The sequence below is a fragment of the Companilactobacillus hulinensis genome (assembly GCF_003946555.1).
GTDB lineage: Bacteria > Bacillota > Bacilli > Lactobacillales > Lactobacillaceae > Companilactobacillus > Companilactobacillus hulinensis.
Map to the genome: position 1 here is coordinate 1 of NZ_RHOO01000020.1, position 20,423 is coordinate 20,423.

Genomic DNA, 20,423 nt, shown 5'->3' on the forward strand with positions numbered 1-20,423 from the left:
ATTACTTAACTCCATTAACTGAAATCCCCTTGGTATCAGTATTTTAAAAAGTGGCTAACTTGTTCTTGCAATTTGCGTATAAAATAGAATGTGTACACTTGAAAATTTATTAAAGAATTAATCAAACTTGTGTAGAATCTGCAGATAAAATTGCATATATAGATTCAAACGTAGGTGAGCAGGCTGAAATTAGAAAAACATGCAGTTGTTGGAGTTAATAACCCAAGAAACATGAACTATGTAGTTTACTTGCTGCAATCTCATATCTTGATTTTGTGTATGTACCATTAGATATAAGTTTTCCAAAGTACTATATTGATATTGCTAAAATACAAAAAAAATAGACCCCAAGTGTATTTACAGATTTTGGTTATTTAATCTGTAAAGTGCTTGGGGACTATAGCATTGCAATGGGTTTTTGTCGTTATAACGACAGATTCTACTAATGGTTGTCAGACTGCTACCTGAAATTGGTTGCAATAACTAAGTCGGTCCTTGATACTGGTAATAAGGACGGTGATAGTCATGTTCAAAGACGCACTTAAACAATTACGAATTGATCAAGGAATTTCGCAAGAAAAGTTAGGTGAGATATTGGATGTATCACGTCAATCAATTTCTAAATACGAAAGTGGTTTGTCAGAACCTGATTTTGACAAACTTATTATGATTGCCGAATATTTTGATGTGACCACTGATTTTTTATTAATGTCCAAAATCAATAATCAAATAAAAACAAGATCTGAAAGAATCTCTATATCTTCAAAAATGGGCGAAACTAGCGATGATTTACAATATTATGTCAATCTCAAATCCAAAGGATTAGATTATGTAATTGATGATAATTAAGATAATATATATGGTCAGTTAATACAAAAAGACGATGTTGAAATTTTATTCGACATCGTCTTTATTTTTATATTTATCAACGCTCTAATTACATTTTGATATTCTTACATATTGCTATGAATACATCTTTGAATATAGGATAATTTTAATTAAGCAATTTGTTGGAGCGGTAGCTACTTCTGGAAAAAGAGGTGGAAGTTATGGTGCAATTAGAGGTCATGATGGAAATTTTTGTGGAAAGGATTAGCTTGTGTATGTTTGGATAGTCGAAGCCCTTGTAATACTCACTGGTCTAAGAGCAATCGTAGTAGCAACTGAAAAGTTGCTGGTTGCCACATTCCATTTGGTTGTTACTTGTAAAGTTCTATGGAAGAAACTAAAATAGCAGACCCTCTTTAACTTAGCCGTTAGAGGTCTGCTATTTTAGACTAAATCTGCTACCGCGTCAGCGGAATTGCAAAAGACGGGCCCTTGTATGGTTCGTCTTTTTTATTACAATCACATTGTAGCAAGGCATCTATTTATCGTCAACAAATTCAGATATTCCAAGAAGAAAAGGTTATATATGTTAGAATTTACACAAATAGTAATTTAATGTATCAAGCATCTACAAATGAGTGGATTGAATTTTTTTGCGGAGGGTAATAATATGGATAGTTTAGAATTACTGATTCAACAACTACAGGCCATCGCACAATCAGGACAGCATTATGGTAAGGATGTCTTTGATCGAGAGCGTTACGACCAATTAGAAGAAGTTGCTAAAAAATTAACTGGTAAACTTACTGGTGCAAATCCTGAACAATTGAATGTTTTCTTCGATTCCGATAATGGTTATGTAACTCCAAAAGTCGATGTCCGAGCTGCAACCTTCAATAGTGAAGGTAAGATATTGTTAGTTAATGAAAAACGTGGCAATACTTGGTCTATTCCCGGTGGTTGGGCAGACATTGGCTATTCTATCAGTGAAATTGCAGTCAAAGAGACTCATGAAGAAGCTGGAATACATGTAAATCCGAAGAGATTGATAGCAGTTCGTGATATGCAAAAGCATGATTATGCCAAGAAAAATCTCAGTTATATCTATAAGAACTTCGTTGAATGTGAGCCTGACAGTAACAAGCTGTTGGATAATGTCGACAATTCAGAGACCGATGATGCAAAATATTTTACATTGGATGAAGCGTTAAAACTAAACTTATCATTAAATAGAAATCTTCCTGAGGATTTGAAATTAGCCTTTAAGTGTCATAATAGTCAGAATTGGGAGACAGTTTTTGACTAGTCACAAAGAGTTTGTTTCAACTTTGAAGGATCAATATTGGCCAATCCCCAGTCACAGATAACGTCAACGACTGGTATTAAGGATTGACCTTTTTTTGTGAGATTGTATTCCACATGTAATGGTTGCTCATGGAAGTCATGACGTTCGACAAGTTCGTCATCAATCATTTGTTGGATCTGTTCCGCCAGAATCTTGTGGGTGATGGGTTTCATGTTTCGTTCTAAAGTATTGAATCTTGAATGTTCGTTACCGTCTAATTGGTATAAGATTCTTATTTTCCATTTACCACGTATTAATTGCATAGTTGCATCGAATTCATTTGCGTACATGTATTTTTTATCTTCTTTCTCTTTATTAAAACGAGTTGCGAAAGCCAAATTTCTGCGCATACTACGAATAAACAATGTATCACTTCGTGCTCCACTGTTTATTCTAGGTATTGCTCAAAATTTCCCGGCTTTCTCCACTCTCTGCTTAAACGAGCTGCGAAAATCAAATGTCTCCGCTTAGCTACGATTAACAAAGGATACAAAAACCGTATCAATTGTTAACCTAGGCTATGCTCAACATTTCCCGATTTTCTCCACTCTCTGGATCTAGTAACCAAAAAGTGCGTACTTTTAAAATTGCTATCTCAGTCTATAATATGAACTCGTGGTCGTCAAATGGGCGAAATCAATTTATGTGAGGTATTTTTAAATATGAAAAAATTAATAGTTATTACTGGTGCTAGTTCAGGATTTGGTGCAGCTATGGCACGTTTGCTCAACGCAAATGATTATCCATTGTTGTTACTAGGCCGTCGTACGGAAAAAATCGAGGCATTGAACTTAACTGGTGAGGTTATGATCAGACATGCTGACGTAACTGATCAAGATGAATTAGCTAAGGCGATTCATGAGGCAGAGGCTAAATATGGTGCTACTGATTTGCTTGTTAACAACGCTGGTGTCATGTTGCTTGGTAATGTTTGGAAGCAATCTTCAAAAGAATGGCAAACTATGCTTGATACTAATGTTATGGGAGTATTGAATGGGATGCAGATTGTTCTTCCTGAAATGAAAGAGAATCATCACGGTACTATTATCAATATTTCTTCAATTGCTGGATTCAAGGCATTCCAAAACCATGCTGCATATGTTGCCAGCAAGTTCGGTGTTCATGGTTTAAGCGAAACAGTTCGCCAAGAAGTATCTGGTGAAAATGTTCGTGTGATGATGGTCGCTCCAGGTGCCGCTGAAACTGAATTATTAACGCATGTTACTGATGATAAAGCACTGAGTGAATATGAAGATTGGAAACAATCAATGGGTGGAATTACTTTGGACCCTAAACATGTTGCTGAAACAGTCAAGTTCATGTACGAAATGCCACAAGATGTTAATATCCGTGAAGTCGATATTGCTGCTACTGCTCAAGACAACTAGAGCGTGTCAAAAAACGGGAACAATTTGAGCATTACCTAGATTAGTGAGTTTACCACAGAGTGGTCAAGTCACTAGTCGTAGTAAGCGAAAGTTGTTGTTTTTTGTAAACGCGTTTCACGCGTGTCATGAAGTCGAGAAGAAATTCTCGGCTTTTTTGATATATAAGGACTCTTATTATCTACATTCGATGGTTCTTGTTATATTTTCCTTAAATCAATAAGGAGCTTATAAATATGCAAGCAATAATACAAGATTCATTTGATGGAATTCAGGATTTAAAAATCAAAGAGGTATCTGATCCACTAATTAGTCCATTGTCTGTCATGGTGAAGACGACATATACACCGGTGTTGCCATATGATTGGCGGACTGAAAGTGGTAAATTACGAGATATTCGTCCAGTCAAACTTCCAATTATAATTGGTTATGGATTCGCCGGCATGGTTCAAAATGTCGGTGGTTTAAGAAATAAAAGTTTGATTGGTAAAAAAGTAATTGGAGCATCCATGTCCGGGTCATCAAGTACAATAGTAGATTCCCGCATTCCACCATTACTATTTCAGGTTCCGGATAAGGTAGAATTGTCAGATGCGGCAACAATCATAGGTGGTGCTGATACGGCACTAGGAATTATCAATAAAGTAAATATTAATTCTGAGGATATTGTTTTAATAACTGGCGCATCTGGAGGCATTGGAACTTATTTAATACAACTATTAAAATTACGAGGTTCAAAAGTGATTGCGGTAGGCCATAGCTCTAATATTGATTTTTTGACAACAGTTGGAGCAGACGTAGTAATAGACTATACGAATGATATCAATAACCAACTTTTGAATAATTCTGATATTACAAGGGTGATTGATGCTGCTGGTGATGTAAGAATATTAGATGAAATCCATTCCATCTTTCCTGAGATATCGATCATTTCCATTGCACTGAATTATTTTGATACAAACAAATTTAGTTTTATTCAACCCAATATCTTACTCAAAAATTATATGAAACTGTTAAATATGTTATCTACTGGAGAGTTGCATGCTTATATTCAAGATGTGTTTTACTTTAGGGATGTTATTAAAGCACAAACTGTATCTAAAGATTCTCACTCTCAAGGAAGGATATTGTTAAAATGGAACAATTAATTATATTTTTCTTTAGTTCATATATGTTAATTCAGATTGTTAGAGTATGTTTGATTTTAGCAATTTTATACTATTTGAAAAAACACTTCTCTTAATACCTGTGTGAAAATATATTGCCAAGTAATTTTTTTGTAGTATTATTCTTGTAATAAAAATAAAAAGGAAATACATTATGCAGAATCTTAGCTATACGAACATTGTACTGGCATTATTGATTTTATACGTTGTAATAAAGCGACAATTAGAAGCACGGACTGTTAGATTTAAACCAGAATTTTTTATCATTGTTATTCTGTTTGGAATTGCATCGATTGGAGATGCCATAAATAAGCAGCATTTGAATATTTCACAAAGTAATATCTATGTATTTGGAATTCTCAGTTTAATCAGTGCCGCTATATTTGCCGCTTTAAGAGCATGGTCATACAAACTCTGGCTCGATGATGATGGACTTGTTATGCGTGAAGGTAATTGGATGACAATTGTTTGGTGGATTATTGGTATTGGAATGCACGTTGCTGTTGATCAGATTTGGAACAAAAGTTCAGTTACATTATTGTTGTATTTAGGAATTACACTTTTGATTCAACGTGGACTAGTTTGGTATCGGGCTTCTTCCAAATACCCCAAGGAAATATCTGCTAATGTTGTAACTCAACAAAGAGATCGGAGTCAGCATGGCAAACGTAGAGATCTTGGCCGAAATAAACACTAACGATGGTATTTAAGATAAACGATTTTGATTAAAAAAATAAAAGACGCTAATTCTCTATTTATTACTTCAAAAGAGAATCAACGTCTTTTTTACTAGTTTATTAATATGCTGTGCTGGTAAACAGAATAGTAAAGTAAAAAATATCTTAATCTTTTCTATAAAAAGACTCGTAAAAATAAGTGTCGTCCACATGGTAAAATTACGTATCAACAATTATGGGGAAATTATCAATGAAAAATTTTGTGTTTGATATCGACGGGACAATTTGCTTCGATGGTCAAAGTATTCCGGATGAAATAATTGATTCAATAAAAGAAGTAATTGCTAGTGGGCATCGAGTTATTTTTGCATCAGCAAGGCCAATTCGAGATTTATTGCCAGTTCTTCCAGATGAATTCAGAAATAATCTCCTGATAGGTGCCAATGGAGCAATGGTTTCTGATAATTCTGAAATTAAGATTATTAATACTATTAATCCAGAAGATACTGAGTTTATTTTTGAATTAATTACCAAATATCAGTTGTCGTATGTTGTCGACAGTGATTGGAATTATGCTTCACAGATAGCTGAAGATAATTTCATGTATGGACAAATTGATATTGGTAACTTTGCAAGACAAGTTCCATTGTCGATGATTGAAACACCAGTAAAAGTGATTTTGTTAGATCTTAATGATGCTCTACTTAGTAAAATTTCAGAATTATTAAACATCAATACTGATTTGGCCGTAGTTAGTCATATTGGTGAAGGTGATTTGAATATAACTGCGAACGAAGTTAATAAATATTCTACTTTGAGCAAAATGGGTATCACAGATTATATTGCATTTGGGAATGATACCAATGATATTGAAATGTTGCGACATGCACAAAGTGGTATATGGATTACTAGTAAAACTGATTCTTTGTTGGATAATCAACTTGAATGTAAAGCTAGTATTGGAGAAATCACCGAGAATATTGCTAAATTTGTTTAAATTAAAAGCATCTATTGTGATAGGTAAATCTATCAAATGGATGCTTTTTTAAATTCCGTTTTTTATCAAATTCCACAATATTTCAAATCGTTTATCATATTCAGGATCATTCCAAGTATCTTTGAAGTTTGGAAGTGTGAAAATTGAAAATGCGGCAAGAATCAATTCTGATTTTTCAAGCTTTGGGTCGTTGTAACCCATAATTGAATCAATTTCTCTATAAGCACTTGTAAGAACATTACGCAGGGCTGGTGGATTATTATCAATATATTCGGTATTCAATGCAAACATTTTGGAGTTTGTATTGAATGCTGCTTTTTTGGCATTAACGAAGGCCCACAACCAGTTGTGTAGTTGTTCTTTTTGTGGAAGAGAAGAAGGAATATTTATTTTATTGATGATTTCACGATTAAACCAAAGAGTTGCAACAGCTTCCCACAAGGCTTGTTTGTTGCGGAAATGTTTATATAGTGCGGCGTGGGAGAGACCGAGCTTAGATGCAATTTGATCCAAGGTTACCTCAGTATTACCAGTTTCCATGATTAGTTCTTCGGCAGTGGTCAGTATTTTATCTCTAGTATTTTGAACCATGTTTATTAGTTGGCTCCTTTTTATAATTTATTTTATTCTAACACAAAAAATAAAAAAGTAACTTTATTTGACTTTTGTAACTAAAGATTATAAGATAGCCTCAGTTACAAAATACAAATAAAGTTACCTGGTAACATTTAAAGGAGAGTCTTCAAGATGCAAACTGCTCAATTATTGAAATATGATAAGAATTTTAAATTAGTTGTTAAGGATATGCCAATACCAAAGCCTAATGATAATGAAGTATTAGTAAAAGTAAAGGCAGCTGCTGTCAATCCTGTGGATATGTTAATTGGAACAGGTAGCGTAAAGTTGATTCAAGATTATGCGATGCCCACAATTATGGGAAATGAATTATCAGGAATTGTAGAATCTGTTGGTGCAAATGTTAAAGGATTCAAGGTTGGTGATGAAATATATTCACGATTGCCATTGGAAAAAATTGGTGCTTTTACGGAATATGCAGCCATAGATTATCATGCTGTAGCAATTAAGCCAGCAAACTTAGACTTTGTACACAGTGCTGCAGTTCCTTTAACGGGATTAACGGCATATCAGGGATTGACTGAAGAATTAGATGCACAGCCTGGACAGAGTGTAATGATTCCTGGTGGATCAGGTTCGTTTGGACAAATGGCAATTCCCATTGCTAAGCAAATGGGATTAACAGTTATGGTCAGTGGTAATGCTCGTTCAGAACAATCAGCCAAGGATATGGGAGTTGAACAATATTTTGATTATCGTAAGCAAAATTATTGGGAACATCTTAAGTCAGTTGATTATGTAATTGATACTATTGGTAAAAAAGAATTTGATCATGAATTACAGATCTTGAAACCAAATGGTAGAATACTTTCACTTATAATGGGACCTAATCGTCGATTCGCCCAAGGTCGTAATCTTGGATTTGTGAAAACAACAATGTTTTCAATTGCTGGGAATAAAATTGATAAGCAAGCTAAAAAGGCAGATGCAGAGTATCACTTTATTTTTGTTAGAAGTGATGGTGATCAATTAAAGAAAATCACCAAAATTGTTGAAGAAAACAATATTGAGCCTGCCGTAGATCCAACTGAATTCAAGTTAGCTGATATCAATGATGCCTTGGATTTTGTAGCAAATGGACATCCAAAGGGAAAAGTAGTAATTAGATTCTAAAAAATAAATATTAATGAGGGCATTGTAATGGAGGAATTTCATTATATCAACGCAGAAAACAAATTAATTACAGCCGATAACGGTGTTTCATATTTGTATCGTGAACTTGGTAAAAGAACAGGTATACCTATAATTGGATTCAATCACTTATCAGCCAATCTAGATAATTGGGATCCCGTGATTATTGATGGGGTGGCAAAAGAACACTGGATAATCACTTTTGACTATCAAGGTGTAGGTGGATCTACTGGTAAGGTGCAAGATACTATTCAAGGGATGGCAAAGGATGCGCTTAATTTCATTAAAGCATTAGGTTTTACCAAAGTTAATATACTGGGATTCTCGATGGGTGGTATGGTTGCACAAGAATTAATGCTGTTGGATCCTGAGATTATCAATCGTGTAATCTTGTCAGGAACTGGTCCTCGTGGTGGTGAAGGCATCGAAAATGTAACAAAAATATCTGATGCGTCTCTTATCAAGGCTTTATTAACTTTCAAGGATATTAAGGAATACATGTTTTTTACAACTACTCCAAATGGTAAAAAGAGCGGAAAAGATTTCATTTCAAGATTGAAGATTAGAAAAAACGATCGTGATAAAACTATCAATTGGTTTGCTTATCGTCGCCAATTACGAGCCATCAATAAGTGGGGCAAAGAAGCACCAGCTAATTTATCAGTTATTGATAAACCAGTATTAGTAGTTAATGGTGATCACGATATTATGGTGCCAACTGAACCGAACACATGCATTCTTAACCGTGAAATACCTAATAGCAAATTAATTATTTACCCTGATGCTGGACATGGTAGTATCGCACAGAATAATATATCGTTCGTTGCCAGTGCAGATGAGTTTTATACAGAATAGTTTTGAATTAAGTAAGCCGTTTAATGAAATTTGGAATCCTAAAGTGCTTCATAATTGTTAGACAAGAAATCTAACAGTTATGGAGCACTTTTTATATGGTTAAATACAGCGCAAAACTAAAGGCCGAAGTTGTTGGTCTTTCAAGTAAGCAATAGTCCTAATAGTGAATTGATAGTGAACACATTGAATGAGCTCATAACAGTCATTCCAGAAGGAGTAAAGCCAACGATTCATTTGGATCAAGGTTGGCATTATCAATTAAATTACTATATCGACGAATCTCAAGAAAAACAAAAGGCATGACTCCCCGTAAATACAGAGAACATGCCTTAGCAGCTTAACAATATTTAATTTTGTCTAACTTTTGTGTTGCACTTTAAAAGGTCTTTTTTTGATGGAATAGTTTTTAAAGCTAAATTTAATTTTTCATTCAATGACAGCGTTCCATCCATTACTAGATCCGCATCATTACTAACGAATTGTTCATGATCGACAAAGATAGGGCGAGCAAAGTCGAGATAAGTTCTCATCCATGACATAATTTCATCGGTTGATTTATCTTGATAGTCGCGGGTAACCTGACGAGCCAAACAAATATCCAGTGGAGTTTTAATATAAATTACTTTATCAATAAACGGATTCAAAGTTTTATTCTTGTATCCGAAAGGAAAATCAATCAAGATAAATGGATAATGATTATTAACTTTCTTCAAATCTGCCATTAAAGCACCAATGTCGTATTGATTAACTGCATCTTTTACTGGTGTATCAATTGGTGGCGCTGACGGAAGGGCATCAATATTGTAATCGTCAAAAGAAATCACGAAACTATTTAATTTTTTATTTAGGGCATTGATTAAGGTTGTTTTGCCACTACCAGTTACACCACTAATAACGACAACATAGCTAGATTTCAAATAATCATCTCATTTAATTTTTGAGTTAATTATATAGCTAATGGCAAAAAAATAACATTCACTAAGGGATGTTATTAAGAATTGACTCGTTAACGTTGTGTTTGCATGTGCGTATCAGCCAATAATAATGTGTATGAATTAACACCGAAGAAGGCGATAATTACCATCAAGCTAGTTAGGAAAAATCCCAGGAACATCAATCCCAATCCTAACAACAATCCAAAGACTGCAAGTAAAGGAGGTGTCGCTATGGATAATTTCATAGTGTTAATCCGAATTGAAAGGAGAGATCTTGTTAACTTTTTTGATAAATGTTCTGTACTCGTTATTTTGTCTAAGAGCCATCTTAGGAGTGACTCATTCGTCACTGATGGTTACATTCAAAATAATTGTGCAGGTAAAATCTATCATTTGGATATTAAAAAAGTGAACCCCATTGACTGACCGGTCAAGGCTCACTATTAGCTAAGATATAATTGGCCACCGCGTTAGCGGAACTGCCGGCAGACCATCATTTCGGTCTGCTTTTTATTTTGTTCAAGTACATTTTATCAGTAGCTATGTAATTCAGCAATTATTTAGGACAGGACAAATATTAAAATAGGTCCTGTGTATTTTTTCATACACTCTTTTTCTTAAATATAAATACAAGAACTAAGCTTGCAAATATTAATGGATATTCAAGTGTATATAGATTCAAAAATGAATCATTCAACTGATCATTTAAGTGATTCTTAATATTTCTAGTAGTGTATGTAATTTGATTGTTTAATTTATCGACTTTTTTGTCGACAGCAATTGCTACTTGTTGATGAATTGTATTTTTAGCGGCTTCGGGTAGTACAACCCCTAATGTTTCTTGTTTCTGTGCAACAATTTTTGTATATTCAGCGTTGATTAATTTGTTTCGTTTAGTAGAGTCAATAGTACTGCTTTTAACTTTGTTTGAACTGTTGATATTGTTATTGTTGTTTGAAATCAGTTTGCTATGTAGCTTATTTTTAATAGTCGTTTTTGAACTGTTAGCAACATCGATTTTATCAACTTGTTCAACTGCATAATCATAAGTTTGGCGTTTAGCATCAGTAATGTTGCCACTCAGCATTGATAGGAATAATGCCATACCAATGGTAATTCCGACGGTTCTCATAACATTCAGGACATTCTGTCCAGCAGTTAATTCAGTACCTTGCAATTCAGATATACCTACTGTTAAAGCTGGACCACTAATGAATCCAATTCCGAATCCAATGATGACATCGATGATAAACAGTTGATTCCAATTATTTGTAACGTTGAGATTGCTTAACAAATAGATACCAATTCCTGATGCCAGAATTCCTATGCTTATTAGTATTCTATTTGAAATCTTGCCAATAAGTGCAATTGATAATGGATTGAAGATTAACATTGCAATGGACATTGGTGTTATCAGCAATGCAGCTTTTAACTGTGAAATATCTGTTATTTTTATTAGGTAAGTTGGTAATATTCCGATGAAACTAGCAAGTATGATGAATGCTATTAAAATGCTAGTAATTGAGGCAACAAAATCACGATTCTTGAATAGTTTCATTGGAATAATAGGATCTTTGGTTTTAATTTCACGTAATATGAATAATAGTAATAGTACGACTGAACTAATTCCGCAGATCAGTGTTTTGAAGCTGATCCAACCCCAGTCACGTCCATCAACTAAAGCTGATGTCATTAACAATAAGGTTCCAACTATTAATGATGTTCCAACAGTATCAAGTTTAACGTTCTTAGTCAGTTCATTTTTCATTGATAGAGTTGAAAGAGTGCTTAACAATAGAATAATGACGATTGGTACATTGATGAGAAATACCCAGTGCCAACCGAAGAATTGTGAGATAATACCACCAATAGCTGGTCCCATGGCTGATTCTAATGCTTGTGTTACGCCGAGAATTGCTAGAACTTTTGCGCGTTCTTCTTGACTAGCAATATTCAATGAAATTAGCATGGCTGCTGATAACATAGTTGCTGCGCCAATGCTTTGAACTGCGCGTCCTACTAATAAAATATTTAAATTGGCTGAAGTACCACTGATAATGGAACCGGCTAAGAATACTATTAATGCTATGTTTAGAAGTTTGACACGACCGAATATATCTCCTAAGCGTCCGACAGGTATCAATAATGATGCGAAGAGAATTGTATAAATGTTAATTGACCATGATAGATTGGTTAGTGAAACATCGAATGCTGTTTGGATTTTGGGCAATGTAATGTTCATTATGCTGGTGTCCAAAATTACTAAGAATCCAATAATGGACATTGTGATGATTATTGCAGTTCTTTTACTTGAACTAATATTTCTTATCAAAATTTTCACTCCCGTTCTTTTGTTGTTTCGAGAGCATTATTATCCAAATTATTATGAACCACTATTAACTAACCAATAATCGTTATAAATTTGAGGTGATTGTAATGGATAGAGACACATCTGTAGAATCTGTAACACGCATGCAAAGACAAACCGAGAATTGGATCAAGGATTCATTAATTGAATTATTGAAGACATATGATTTCGATGAAATAACCATCAAACAAATTGTTGCCACAGCTGGAATTTCTCGACCCACGTTTTATCGTCATTATTAAACAAAAGATGAAGTTCTCGAAAGCTTGATTGATGATATCATTGGGGAATATGCGTTGTTAGTTAAGAAAGATTCCCCGTCTAGCTTCGATAAAACGTTAGAAATCTGTTTCAATTATTTTGAGACTAAGCAATATATCATGAAGGTGTTAATTAAAGCACACTTGTCGGATCACTTCACTTCTGCATTTACACACATATTTATAACATTGATAAATGACTTCCCCGCACCGTGGAGAAATTGGGATAATGATTTACAAGTTAGTATCGGAGTCCAATTTGCTACAGGTGGAATTATTAATGTATTAATTGGATGGATTGCTACTGACTGCAAGATTGATAGTAAAATAATGATTCGTGAATTGATGAATACCATTCAAGATTTGGGAGCTCAATAAATAGTTATACTTTCTTGGAGTAATCTGCACAAATCTAGTAGAATACATAATATGATGAATACACAAAATACAAATCAAATAACGATTTTTAAAGCATTGGCAGACTCAGTGAGGCTAGATATTATTGAATACCTAAAGCATGTTGACCGTGAAGTTACTTGTGGTGAGGTAGGGAAGGCACTGAATATTAGTAAGACTTCTGGATCATATCATTTCAAATTGTTGCAAGAGGCTGGGCTTATCATTACTAGGAAAGAGGCCCGAGAAAAATACGTCCGTCTTAATTCAGTGACGTTTGATAAATTTGTTACTAATTTTTATAAAAATATTTGAGAGTGCATATTTGTACTCTCTTTTTGTTTGTCATTTTTCTTGTCATATTTTTTAGGTAATGTTAGTTTTAAATAGTTCAAGAATATTTGAACTATTTTGAACAGAAAACAATGAATGAGGAAAATTTAAATGGAAGACAAACAAGTTAATTCAACCTGGGTTTTGATTTTAACTTCATTGGGATTCTTCATGTCGATGATGGATTCAATGATTGTAACCACTGCTTCGACGGCTATTCGAATGGATCTGAATATTTCAATTGATACACTGCAGTGGGCGATGAACGCATATAATATTACGATTGCAGCCGTACTTTTGGTGGGAGTTTCTTTGGGGGAACGTATTGGACGTCGTAAAATTTACAATTACGGAATTTTTGTTTTCACGCTAGGCTCAATACTCTGTGCGTTATCTAATAATATTACGATTCTAGTGATTGCACGTATTATTGAGGGAATCGGTGCCTCAGTTATGACTCCAATGTCTATGGCAATTTTGACCAATTCAATACCAGTATCAAAGCGAGGTAAGGCACTGGGAATTTGGAGTGGTATCGGAGGACTAGCGCTAATTGTTGGTCCGTCATTAGGTGGATTGATTGTTGCTAAGTTAGCTTGGCAATGGATATTTTGGATCAATGTTCCAGTTGGAATTGTGGCAATTTATCTCTCAAACAAAATATTGCCAGAGAGTACTGGAAATAGCGATAAAGTCAATTTGTTAGATTCGATTCTTATTATTATCGCTTCAGCTGGGATTATCTGGTCATTATCATCAGTTACATCTCCAAACCTAACATTATTACCGATTGTGATTGGAATAATCAGTATATTTGCTGGAGTTTGGTTTGGATTTCGTCAGAAGCTCGAAAGCAAGCCGATGATTCCGTTCGATTATTTCAGATCAACAACTTTTACTGGTGGAAACATTGCAACATTTCTGTTATACGGGTCAATGTACGGAGTAGTGTTCTTTCTTCCACAATTTTTACAGATTGTAGATGGCGCGGATTCATTGACAGCTGGTCTTGAGATACTTCCTTGGACTGGAACTTTGGTTGTTGTTGCACCATTTGCTGGGAATGCTGTTGATAAATATGGAGAGAGATTGATTGCAACACTTGGATTATTGCTTCAGGGAATTGGATATTTATTGATAATGATTTTGGTAAATGAGCACAGTTCATATTTGAATATGGTCATTCCACTTGCACTAGCAGGAGTGGGCTTATCCATGGCCGGTCCCGCGCTACAAAAAGCTGTTTTAGGATCAGTTGATAAATCAGCAATTGGCAAAGCATCAGGAATATACAATGTTTTTAGATTGCTTGGTGGTGCAGTTGGGACAACTGTCTCAGTTATTATTTTCTATAAGTTTGGTGGAATTTCTAATGCCACTTTGTTTACAAACGGATTTCGAGCAGCGATGTTTGGAGCTGGATTGATTTCTATTCTTGGCATTATATTTTCATTTCGATTTAAAAGGATAATCAGGGACTAGTCAAATAGGAGATGGACTTATAAAAAGTTTGTCTCCTATTTTTAAATTGAAATAATATGAGTAATATTTAATACAAAAAAGCTCGTAATTTTTAGCAATAAAAATATGTTAAGGTTATTTTTAAACGAATAAGGAGATAATAATGAAACGGATTGCAGTGTATTGCGGAGCATCAATTGGAAATGATGATATTTACAAAAAGGCGGCTGTTAAATTAGCTGATTGGTTGGTAGAAAACAATCTTGATTTGGTATACGGCGGTGGTGGAGTCGGATTGATGGGGACTCTAGCGCAAGAAGTTCTCTCTAAAAACGGCGAGGTATATGGAATCATGCCGCAAGAATTGGTTGACCGTGGAGCAGCATTCGAAGGATTGACTGACTTAAAGGTAGTATCTAATATGTCGATCCGTAAGCAACAAATGCTAGAACTATCTGATGGCTGTATCGCACTACCTGGTGGTCCTGGTACTTTGGAGGAAATCATCGAAGCATTTTCTTGGGCACGATTAGGCGATAATGATAATCCGTGTGTTCTGTACAACGTTGATGGATATTTTGATCCATTGAAGTTGATGTTCGACAGTATGACAGATAAAGGATTCTTGACGGAAGCTGATAGAGAAAAGTTGTTTTTCTCAGATTCATTAGATGATATTTATGAATTCATGGATAGTTATGTTCCACCGATGATTCGTAAATATTCTAAATAATTAAGGCTATTTTGATCTTAAAAGCATAAGTGTTTAATTTTTTTATAATTAATTAATTATATTATGAGTTTTTCTTGAAAAATGGGGGGTGGAAGTATAATGCAAAATATAAACAGATTATTTTCGAATGTTCATAATCTGATTAGAGGAGAAAATATAATGAATAAAAAAATAATCATACTAGCTTCATCGCTTGCCATTTTAATGGCTCCCGCAGTACTTGGTTCGATGCCAACTTCAACAGTATCTGTTCATGCAGCTGAGAGTGGATTGACGGGGACAATTCGACGTGGGGGAAATGCGCTTTATGATAGGAATGGAAACCTGATTCCTAATAGTTCATTACCTAACTTTACGTCTTGGAAATTAGGTTCATCTTTTAACAAAGATGGAGTAACTTATTATCGAGTTGGTAATAATGAATATGCTGAGGCTGATGGTATGGATATTGTTGGAGCCGATAATAAAGTACAAAATAATGTTGATACTGATAGTAGATTAACATTGGACAATCCCGTTGCTACTATTAAACAAGGCGGGGGAATTGTTTATGGTATCAACGGTAATGTCACTGGTAGAACATTATCTGTTGGATCTGCTTGGAAAGTATTGAATTCTAATGTTGTAATTGGTGGTAAAACTTATTATCAAGTAAGTGGTAGTGAATACATTCTTTCATCAGGATCATCATTAATTGATGCTCCAACTTCAAATAATAATAATTCTTCTGTATCTAATCAGGACAAAGCTGTAGGGACACTTAGATATAATGTTAAAGTTGTCGATATCAATGGCAATGATACAGGCGTTACATTACCCGCAGGTTCATCATGGCAACTAGGCAAGTTAGTAACTATTCAGGGTAATAATTACTATAAAGTTGCTACTAATGAATATGCATTAGCGATTGCCTTTAAGACAACCAATGATAATTCAAACAATAATTCTAATGTAGAAGTTGCAAAGGTTGATACAACTGTAACCATTGGAGCTAACGAAACTGCAATTGTGAATAATAGCGGAATTGCAACTGGTAATCATCTATCAGTTGGGACATCATGGAAGGTTGATCAAATCAAAGTTATTGGTGGTTTTAGATATTATCGAGTTGCCAATAATCAATGGGTCAAGCGTACTTATGTTCCAGCTGACAATTCTATAACTGTTACTTTAGTAGGTAGTCAGAAGGTCTATGATACATCGACTAATTCACTTTCAAGATCATTGTCAAATGGTTCATCTTGGAAAGTAAGTAAGGTCGTTGTTAATAGTAATAATGTCTATTGGGGTCAAGTATCTAGTAATGAATGGATTAAGATTGCTGATGGAAATTATAAAATTGTTGATATGTCATATGGGGATGCTGATTCAGTTCCAAGTATCGTCGTTCACGAACCAAGTTTTGCATTGAACTTCTAATAGTATAGGAGATTAAAATGGAAAAAATATCCATAGCAATATTAGCTTTACTAGGTCTAGCTGATTCAATAAAAGAATGGATACGTAAACCGTTTAAGATATTATTCTCGATAATTAATAAAAGACTATTTAAAAACAGATGATTGATTATGAGTATCAAATTACAAAAGTACAATAAAAAAATAATCACGCAAAGTATGATTGACGGTTATGATTTGAGTGTGAATGACAATATCGGTGGTCCAAATTCAATTATTGATAGATCTAATTACAATTCAAATATGCATCCAATTATGATTCTAAATGATGATCAGTTAGTGGGATGTTTTTGTCTGCATGTTAAAGATGGACCATTGGCCTATGGTGGCGATTATGAAACAGATATACTAGTCCGTGCATTTTCAATTGATGTTCGATTTCGTAGGAATGGTTATGCACTGGCGGCATTATTGGAACTTTCTGATTTTGTTAAAGATAATTATTCTAGTATTGAAAGAATAATTCTGGCAGTAAATCACGATAATATTGCTGCACAAGCTCTGTATTCCAAAGCAGGATTTGTTGATACGGGTAAAAGAACCGATAGTCATCTTGGAAAAATTTATATTTTTAATAAGAGTGTTTTGTAGTTATAGCCTGTTCCTCCACATTCGTATGGAACAGGCTATTTTTGTGTAACGAAAAACTGCAATCCATTGTTAAAATGAATTGCAGTTTATAATTTAGTTTAAAGAGAATCCTTGTTTTCTTAAAAAGTCGGCAACATCAGCACGGTGAACTTCTTTAAAAATTGCTAAATTCTTATCAGTCCATGATGTATCGGCTGGGTTGGTTTTGCGATTGACATAGTAGTCTTTTACAGTTTGATCATATGTTGATAAATCATTAAATTTATCTTCGTTATATGAATTAGTTGCAACTTGATTAGTTGGTGCCATACGAGGTTTTAACTGGTTCTTGGAACTTGTAACACCAATAGTCATACCGAATAATGGAATTGTAAAATCTGGTAGTTTTAAGAGTTCTGCAACTTGGGAAATATTATTTCGTAAACTACCGATATAGCATATCCCCAAGCCCATTGATTCGGCAGCAACAGCCATATTTTGAGCAGCAATCGTTGTATCAATAGTCGACAATAGAAGTGCCTCCATATTTTTGATACTATCTAAACTTTGGTTATTTGCTCGTAAAATATTGGCCTGTCGATGTAAGTCTGCGACGAAAACATAGAATGTATCGGCTTTTTTAACATGGGGAGAACTTATAGTAATGTCTGACAATTTATTGCGTAACGTTTGATCAGTGATTTCAATAATTGAGAAGGCTTGAACGAATTCAGTCGTTGAACCGTGTTGGGCAGCAGCAATTAGTGATTCTTTTTGTTCTGGTGTAATAGGTTGATCTGTAAAGTTTCTAACAGAGACATGTTGAAGCATATTTTCAATTGTGGAATTCATTTTTAAACCTCTTTTTTAGATATTTAGCTTACATATTAGGATATCATCTATTGATTCCAAATGGTTTGATTAACCCTCAAAGTACAAAGAAAAGGACCATCAATTTTAACCTTGATGGTCTTTAAGTCGTGTCATAATATAATCAAAATTCTCTGTAGAAAGCTACTGCATTTCCTTGATCACAAGATACAAAGTTAAACTTTTCATAGAAATGTCTAACATCAGGTGCTTCTTCTGTCAGCAGAACTTTTTGTCTAACATTGTTATATTTATCAATTATTTTGGTCATCAAAATAGTTCCAATGCCTTTATTCTGAAATTCAGGATTAATCAAAATATCTTGAACATATAGTATTGTGACGCCATCGCCGACTGCTCGAATCAATCCAACCAATTTATCATCTTGCCATGCGGTTATTACTGATAGTGAATTGTTCACAGCATTTTCCAAGATATCCATGTCAAGAGTGTAAGCAAACCATCCAACGCTCAAGTATAATTGCTCCAAATCAGTGCGCTTTATCTCGGTGTTTTCTTTGTAATCTATCATTTTTATCCTCCTAATTATTTAGTATAATTAAGAGTTTATTCTCAACTTTTCCATTTTGTTGTACCTCTTTTGCGATAATTGATTAAAGTATACTCTGTTGATTTTTGATGTAAATAATTATCTATATTTGTCATGAAATACAAAGAATTATGACAAGTTGTATACTTCACTATTAAGCAACTAATTCCGATGTACAATTGTTTCAATAATTACCGACTGGAGATAACTGTAATGGCTGATGTTGATACGAACTTAAATACGATTCAAAGATATTTCAAGTTGTCTGATTTTGCTTCATGCGATATAGATTCATTCAATGAAATCATCAACTTGTTTGATGATAATGCCAGAATTAAGTCTGGGATGGATGAAACTGCAAGGGGTAAAGATGAAGTATCGGATTTCTTCAAATTGTTTTTTGGACGAAATAAACAATTGAAACATATTTTTAAAACTAGAGATATCGATGATAATTATAAGACGGAGTGGGTAGTCGCTGGGCTAAAGGGAGATGACACTTTGTTCTCTCTACATGGATTCGATTATTATCAGTTTGATGATGCTGGTAAGATTGTTGATTTGAAGGTTGTTATTGAGTAATTAAATAAGATCCAATACCCATTTTTATGGGTATTGGATCTTATTTTTTTGTATTTTGATTTTTTTTGAGGTAGGTTCCCAATACCCCTAGCAATGTGGTACCTGCTAAGAGTCCACCGGTTATTTCATGATTATTTAGGATCAAAACTGTTCCACAAATTATCATTGTCATACAGACTAAAGTAGCAAGGTTTAAACGTTTATTATTTTCGTGAACCGTTGCATTTAATGCCATGTCATCGAATTTCCGACGATGCTCAGCTTCATTTATAGAATTATCTATAATTTTTCTTGGTGCTTCAGGGACTATTTCTCCGTATTTCTTAAGTATCTCTGGACGTGGTATGGGTCCAGAAAAGTGTGTGGAAGTTATTATGCTTATAACTTTGTCACGATCCTCTTTAGGAAGTTTCTTTAAAACTTTTTCAATCTCGTGGTTATCCTGGATTGTATGATTTGAATCGTTCTTTTTACTTGCTGTCATATTCGTCAATGGATTTCTGTATATCATTGCCGATTTTTAGATAATCATTTTGTAAATTGATGATATCTTGTTTGCTCGAAGTTCTTATTTCTTTATAGTCTTCTATTTTACGTTCGGAGGGAAAAAATGGTATGTGATTCATATCTAAAATTATGGATTTGAATAATGTTACGATGTTTTCTTTCTTTAGTTCATATTTTTTAATATCCATTAAGCTTCTCTCCTTACATACGTTATCGTTTTTTGGGTAACTATCAAATCATATCCAAAGTATATCAAGCGATGTTTGGACAATCAATTGTAAACATATAACATGTCAATTAATAATATATAATATAGAAAATCTAATATATAAAGCGTTATTTTTAGACTGAATCTTAATTTTGTATGTTGAATAATACATA

At 34.0% G+C, this 20,423-nt stretch carries 26 protein-coding genes; 17 read left to right on the forward strand and 9 right to left on the reverse strand.

Annotated features, from left to right (window positions below):
• Positions 1–525 precede the first annotated feature (525 nt).
• Both EKM66_RS09550 and EKM66_RS09555 read left to right on the forward strand, forming a co-directional pair.
• Complete coding sequence (locus tag EKM66_RS09550) at positions 526–849, forward strand: helix-turn-helix domain-containing protein (RefSeq protein WP_125764002.1); 324 nt, start codon at positions 526–528, stop codon at positions 847–849.
• 649 nt (positions 850–1,498) lie between these two features.
• Positions 1,499–2,134, forward strand: a complete 636-nt coding sequence (locus EKM66_RS09555; protein ID WP_125764004.1) for an NUDIX hydrolase — start codon at positions 1,499–1,501, stop codon at positions 2,132–2,134.
• Here the strand turns inward: EKM66_RS09555 and EKM66_RS09560 are convergent.
• Positions 2,131–2,538, reverse strand: a complete 408-nt coding sequence (locus tag EKM66_RS09560) for a winged helix-turn-helix transcriptional regulator (protein WP_225426592.1) — start codon at positions 2,536–2,538, stop codon at positions 2,131–2,133. The genes EKM66_RS09555 and EKM66_RS09560 overlap by 4 nt on opposite strands.
• Before the next feature lie 297 nt (positions 2,539–2,835).
• Here EKM66_RS09560 and EKM66_RS09565 point away from each other — a divergent pair, with 297 nt between their 5' ends.
• The 4 genes from EKM66_RS09565 to EKM66_RS09580 all read left to right on the forward strand — a co-directional run bounded on the left by EKM66_RS09565 (position 2,836) and on the right by EKM66_RS09580 (position 6,398).
• Positions 2,836–3,561 carry an SDR family oxidoreductase gene (locus EKM66_RS09565; RefSeq protein ID WP_125764006.1) on the forward strand — a complete coding sequence of 242 codons (726 nt, stop codon included), beginning with the start codon at positions 2,836–2,838 and terminating at the stop codon, positions 3,559–3,561.
• Between the two features lie 233 nt (positions 3,562–3,794).
• A complete protein-coding gene (locus EKM66_RS09570) occupies positions 3,795–4,706 on the forward strand; it encodes a zinc-binding dehydrogenase (protein ID WP_125764008.1) in 912 nt (303 codons plus the stop codon).
• Positions 4,707–4,878: 172 nt separating this feature from the next.
• Entirely contained in the window at positions 4,879–5,421 is a 543-nt protein-coding gene (locus tag EKM66_RS09575) for a hypothetical protein (RefSeq protein WP_125764010.1), read from the forward strand.
• Between the two features lie 230 nt (positions 5,422–5,651).
• Complete coding sequence (locus EKM66_RS09580; protein ID WP_164505108.1) at positions 5,652–6,398, forward strand: HAD-IIB family hydrolase; 747 nt, start codon at positions 5,652–5,654, stop codon at positions 6,396–6,398.
• Positions 6,399–6,446: 48 nt separating this feature from the next.
• Here EKM66_RS09580 and EKM66_RS09585 read toward each other — a convergent pair whose 3' ends face one another.
• Positions 6,447–6,989, reverse strand: coding sequence for a TetR/AcrR family transcriptional regulator (locus EKM66_RS09585; protein WP_125764014.1), 543 nt, complete (start codon positions 6,987–6,989; stop codon positions 6,447–6,449).
• Positions 6,990–7,145: 156 nt separating this feature from the next.
• On the opposite strand from EKM66_RS09585, the gene EKM66_RS09590 reads away from it, so the two are divergent.
• From EKM66_RS09590 to EKM66_RS12585, 3 genes are all read left to right on the forward strand, one after another.
• A complete protein-coding gene (locus EKM66_RS09590; protein ID WP_125764016.1) occupies positions 7,146–8,147 on the forward strand; it encodes an NADP-dependent oxidoreductase in 1,002 nt (333 codons plus the stop codon).
• A 27-nt stretch (positions 8,148–8,174) separates the two neighbouring features.
• Entirely contained in the window at positions 8,175–9,020 is an 846-nt protein-coding gene (locus tag EKM66_RS09595) for an alpha/beta fold hydrolase (protein ID WP_125764018.1), read from the forward strand.
• Positions 9,021–9,152: 132 nt separating this feature from the next.
• A complete protein-coding gene (locus EKM66_RS12585; RefSeq protein ID WP_164505109.1) occupies positions 9,153–9,323 on the forward strand; it encodes a hypothetical protein in 171 nt (56 codons plus the stop codon).
• A 44-nt stretch (positions 9,324–9,367) separates the two neighbouring features.
• On the opposite strand, the gene EKM66_RS09600 is transcribed toward EKM66_RS12585, so the two are convergent.
• The 3 genes from EKM66_RS09600 to EKM66_RS09605 form a co-directional block, all read right to left on the reverse strand.
• On the reverse strand, positions 9,368–9,937 hold the full coding sequence (locus tag EKM66_RS09600) for an AAA family ATPase (RefSeq protein ID WP_125764020.1): 570 nt from the start codon (positions 9,935–9,937) through the stop codon (positions 9,368–9,370).
• 89 nt (positions 9,938–10,026) lie between these two features.
• On the reverse strand, positions 10,027–10,200 hold the full coding sequence (locus EKM66_RS12590) for a hypothetical protein (RefSeq protein ID WP_164505110.1): 174 nt from the start codon (positions 10,198–10,200) through the stop codon (positions 10,027–10,029).
• Between the two features lie 356 nt (positions 10,201–10,556).
• A complete protein-coding gene (locus EKM66_RS09605; RefSeq protein ID WP_125764022.1) occupies positions 10,557–12,287 on the reverse strand; it encodes an MFS transporter in 1,731 nt (576 codons plus the stop codon).
• A gap of 104 nt (positions 12,288–12,391) precedes the next feature.
• Here EKM66_RS09605 and EKM66_RS09610 point away from each other — a divergent pair, with 104 nt between their 5' ends.
• From EKM66_RS09610 to EKM66_RS09640, 7 genes are all read left to right on the forward strand, one after another.
• Positions 12,392–12,565: a TetR/AcrR family transcriptional regulator gene (locus EKM66_RS09610; protein ID WP_125764024.1), complete on the forward strand. Its 174-nt coding sequence runs from the start codon at positions 12,392–12,394 to the stop codon at positions 12,563–12,565.
• A 54-nt stretch (positions 12,566–12,619) separates the two neighbouring features.
• On the forward strand, positions 12,620–12,961 hold the full coding sequence (locus EKM66_RS09615; RefSeq protein WP_125764026.1) for a TetR-like C-terminal domain-containing protein: 342 nt from the start codon (positions 12,620–12,622) through the stop codon (positions 12,959–12,961).
• 51 nt (positions 12,962–13,012) lie between these two features.
• Complete coding sequence (locus tag EKM66_RS09620) at positions 13,013–13,294, forward strand: ArsR/SmtB family transcription factor (RefSeq protein ID WP_125764028.1); 282 nt, start codon at positions 13,013–13,015, stop codon at positions 13,292–13,294.
• 129 nt (positions 13,295–13,423) lie between these two features.
• Positions 13,424–14,794, forward strand: a complete 1,371-nt coding sequence (locus EKM66_RS09625) for an MFS transporter (protein WP_125764030.1) — start codon at positions 13,424–13,426, stop codon at positions 14,792–14,794.
• 142 nt (positions 14,795–14,936) lie between these two features.
• Positions 14,937–15,506: an LOG family protein gene (locus EKM66_RS09630; RefSeq protein WP_125764032.1), complete on the forward strand. Its 570-nt coding sequence runs from the start codon at positions 14,937–14,939 to the stop codon at positions 15,504–15,506.
• 159 nt (positions 15,507–15,665) lie between these two features.
• A complete protein-coding gene (locus tag EKM66_RS09635) occupies positions 15,666–16,925 on the forward strand; it encodes an SLAP domain-containing protein (RefSeq protein WP_164505111.1) in 1,260 nt (419 codons plus the stop codon).
• Between the two features lie 149 nt (positions 16,926–17,074).
• Positions 17,075–17,554 (forward strand): GNAT family N-acetyltransferase, encoded by a 480-nt coding sequence (locus EKM66_RS09640; protein WP_125764036.1) that lies wholly within the window; start codon positions 17,075–17,077, stop codon positions 17,552–17,554.
• Positions 17,555–17,647: 93 nt separating this feature from the next.
• Here the strand turns inward: EKM66_RS09640 and nfsA are convergent, their stop codons facing one another.
• Both nfsA and EKM66_RS09650 read right to left on the reverse strand, forming a co-directional pair.
• Positions 17,648–18,385, reverse strand: coding sequence for an oxygen-insensitive NADPH nitroreductase (gene nfsA, locus EKM66_RS09645; RefSeq protein ID WP_125764038.1), 738 nt, complete (start codon positions 18,383–18,385; stop codon positions 17,648–17,650).
• A gap of 142 nt (positions 18,386–18,527) precedes the next feature.
• Entirely contained in the window at positions 18,528–18,935 is a 408-nt protein-coding gene (locus EKM66_RS09650; RefSeq protein WP_125764040.1) for a GNAT family N-acetyltransferase, read from the reverse strand.
• A 231-nt stretch (positions 18,936–19,166) separates the two neighbouring features.
• Here EKM66_RS09650 and EKM66_RS09655 point away from each other — a divergent pair, with 231 nt between their 5' ends.
• Positions 19,167–19,535, forward strand: a complete 369-nt coding sequence (locus EKM66_RS09655) for a nuclear transport factor 2 family protein (protein ID WP_125764042.1) — start codon at positions 19,167–19,169, stop codon at positions 19,533–19,535.
• A 40-nt stretch (positions 19,536–19,575) separates the two neighbouring features.
• On the opposite strand, the gene EKM66_RS09660 is transcribed toward EKM66_RS09655, so the two are convergent.
• Entirely contained in the window at positions 19,576–20,019 is a 444-nt protein-coding gene (locus EKM66_RS09660; RefSeq protein WP_164505112.1) for a DUF2335 domain-containing protein, read from the reverse strand.
• Entirely contained in the window at positions 20,006–20,230 is a 225-nt protein-coding gene (locus EKM66_RS12595) for a hypothetical protein (RefSeq protein ID WP_164505113.1), read from the reverse strand. Before EKM66_RS12595 ends, EKM66_RS09660 begins: the two co-directional genes overlap by 14 nt.
• Positions 20,231–20,423: the final 193 nt, after the last annotated feature.

What these genes read in the sequence shown, in the direction of transcription:
- EKM66_RS09550 (WP_125764002.1), top strand. Translation starts at nt 526, where the DNA reads ATGTTCAAAGACGCACTTAAACAATTACGAATTGATCAAGGAATTTCG.
- EKM66_RS09555 (WP_125764004.1), top strand. Translation starts at nt 1,499, where the DNA reads ATGGATAGTTTAGAATTACTGATTCAACAACTACAGGCCATCGCACAA.
- EKM66_RS09565 (WP_125764006.1), top strand. Translation starts at nt 2,836, where the DNA reads ATGAAAAAATTAATAGTTATTACTGGTGCTAGTTCAGGATTTGGTGCA.
- EKM66_RS09570 (WP_125764008.1), top strand. Translation starts at nt 3,795, where the DNA reads ATGCAAGCAATAATACAAGATTCATTTGATGGAATTCAGGATTTAAAA.
- EKM66_RS09575 (WP_125764010.1), top strand. Translation starts at nt 4,879, where the DNA reads ATGCAGAATCTTAGCTATACGAACATTGTACTGGCATTATTGATTTTA.
- EKM66_RS09580 (WP_164505108.1), top strand. Translation starts at nt 5,652, where the DNA reads ATGAAAAATTTTGTGTTTGATATCGACGGGACAATTTGCTTCGATGGT.
- EKM66_RS09585 (WP_125764014.1), bottom strand. Translation starts at nt 6,989, where the DNA reads ATGGTTCAAAATACTAGAGATAAAATACTGACCACTGCCGAAGAACTA.
- EKM66_RS09590 (WP_125764016.1), top strand. Translation starts at nt 7,146, where the DNA reads ATGCAAACTGCTCAATTATTGAAATATGATAAGAATTTTAAATTAGTT.
- EKM66_RS09595 (WP_125764018.1), top strand. Translation starts at nt 8,175, where the DNA reads ATGGAGGAATTTCATTATATCAACGCAGAAAACAAATTAATTACAGCC.
- EKM66_RS12590 (WP_164505110.1), bottom strand. Translation starts at nt 10,200, where the DNA reads ATGAAATTATCCATAGCGACACCTCCTTTACTTGCAGTCTTTGGATTG.
- EKM66_RS09610 (WP_125764024.1), top strand. Translation starts at nt 12,392, where the DNA reads ATGGATAGAGACACATCTGTAGAATCTGTAACACGCATGCAAAGACAA.
- EKM66_RS09620 (WP_125764028.1), top strand. Translation starts at nt 13,013, where the DNA reads ATGATGAATACACAAAATACAAATCAAATAACGATTTTTAAAGCATTG.
- EKM66_RS09625 (WP_125764030.1), top strand. Translation starts at nt 13,424, where the DNA reads ATGGAAGACAAACAAGTTAATTCAACCTGGGTTTTGATTTTAACTTCA.
- EKM66_RS09630 (WP_125764032.1), top strand. Translation starts at nt 14,937, where the DNA reads ATGAAACGGATTGCAGTGTATTGCGGAGCATCAATTGGAAATGATGAT.
- EKM66_RS09635 (WP_164505111.1), top strand. Translation starts at nt 15,666, where the DNA reads ATGAATAAAAAAATAATCATACTAGCTTCATCGCTTGCCATTTTAATG.
- EKM66_RS09640 (WP_125764036.1), top strand. Translation starts at nt 17,075, where the DNA reads ATGAGTATCAAATTACAAAAGTACAATAAAAAAATAATCACGCAAAGT.
- nfsA (WP_125764038.1), bottom strand. Translation starts at nt 18,385, where the DNA reads ATGAATTCCACAATTGAAAATATGCTTCAACATGTCTCTGTTAGAAAC.
- EKM66_RS09650 (WP_125764040.1), bottom strand. Translation starts at nt 18,935, where the DNA reads ATGATAGATTACAAAGAAAACACCGAGATAAAGCGCACTGATTTGGAG.
- EKM66_RS09655 (WP_125764042.1), top strand. Translation starts at nt 19,167, where the DNA reads ATGGCTGATGTTGATACGAACTTAAATACGATTCAAAGATATTTCAAG.
- EKM66_RS09660 (WP_164505112.1), bottom strand. Translation starts at nt 20,019, where the DNA reads ATGACAGCAAGTAAAAAGAACGATTCAAATCATACAATCCAGGATAAC.
- EKM66_RS12595 (WP_164505113.1), bottom strand. Translation starts at nt 20,230, where the DNA reads ATGGATATTAAAAAATATGAACTAAAGAAAGAAAACATCGTAACATTA.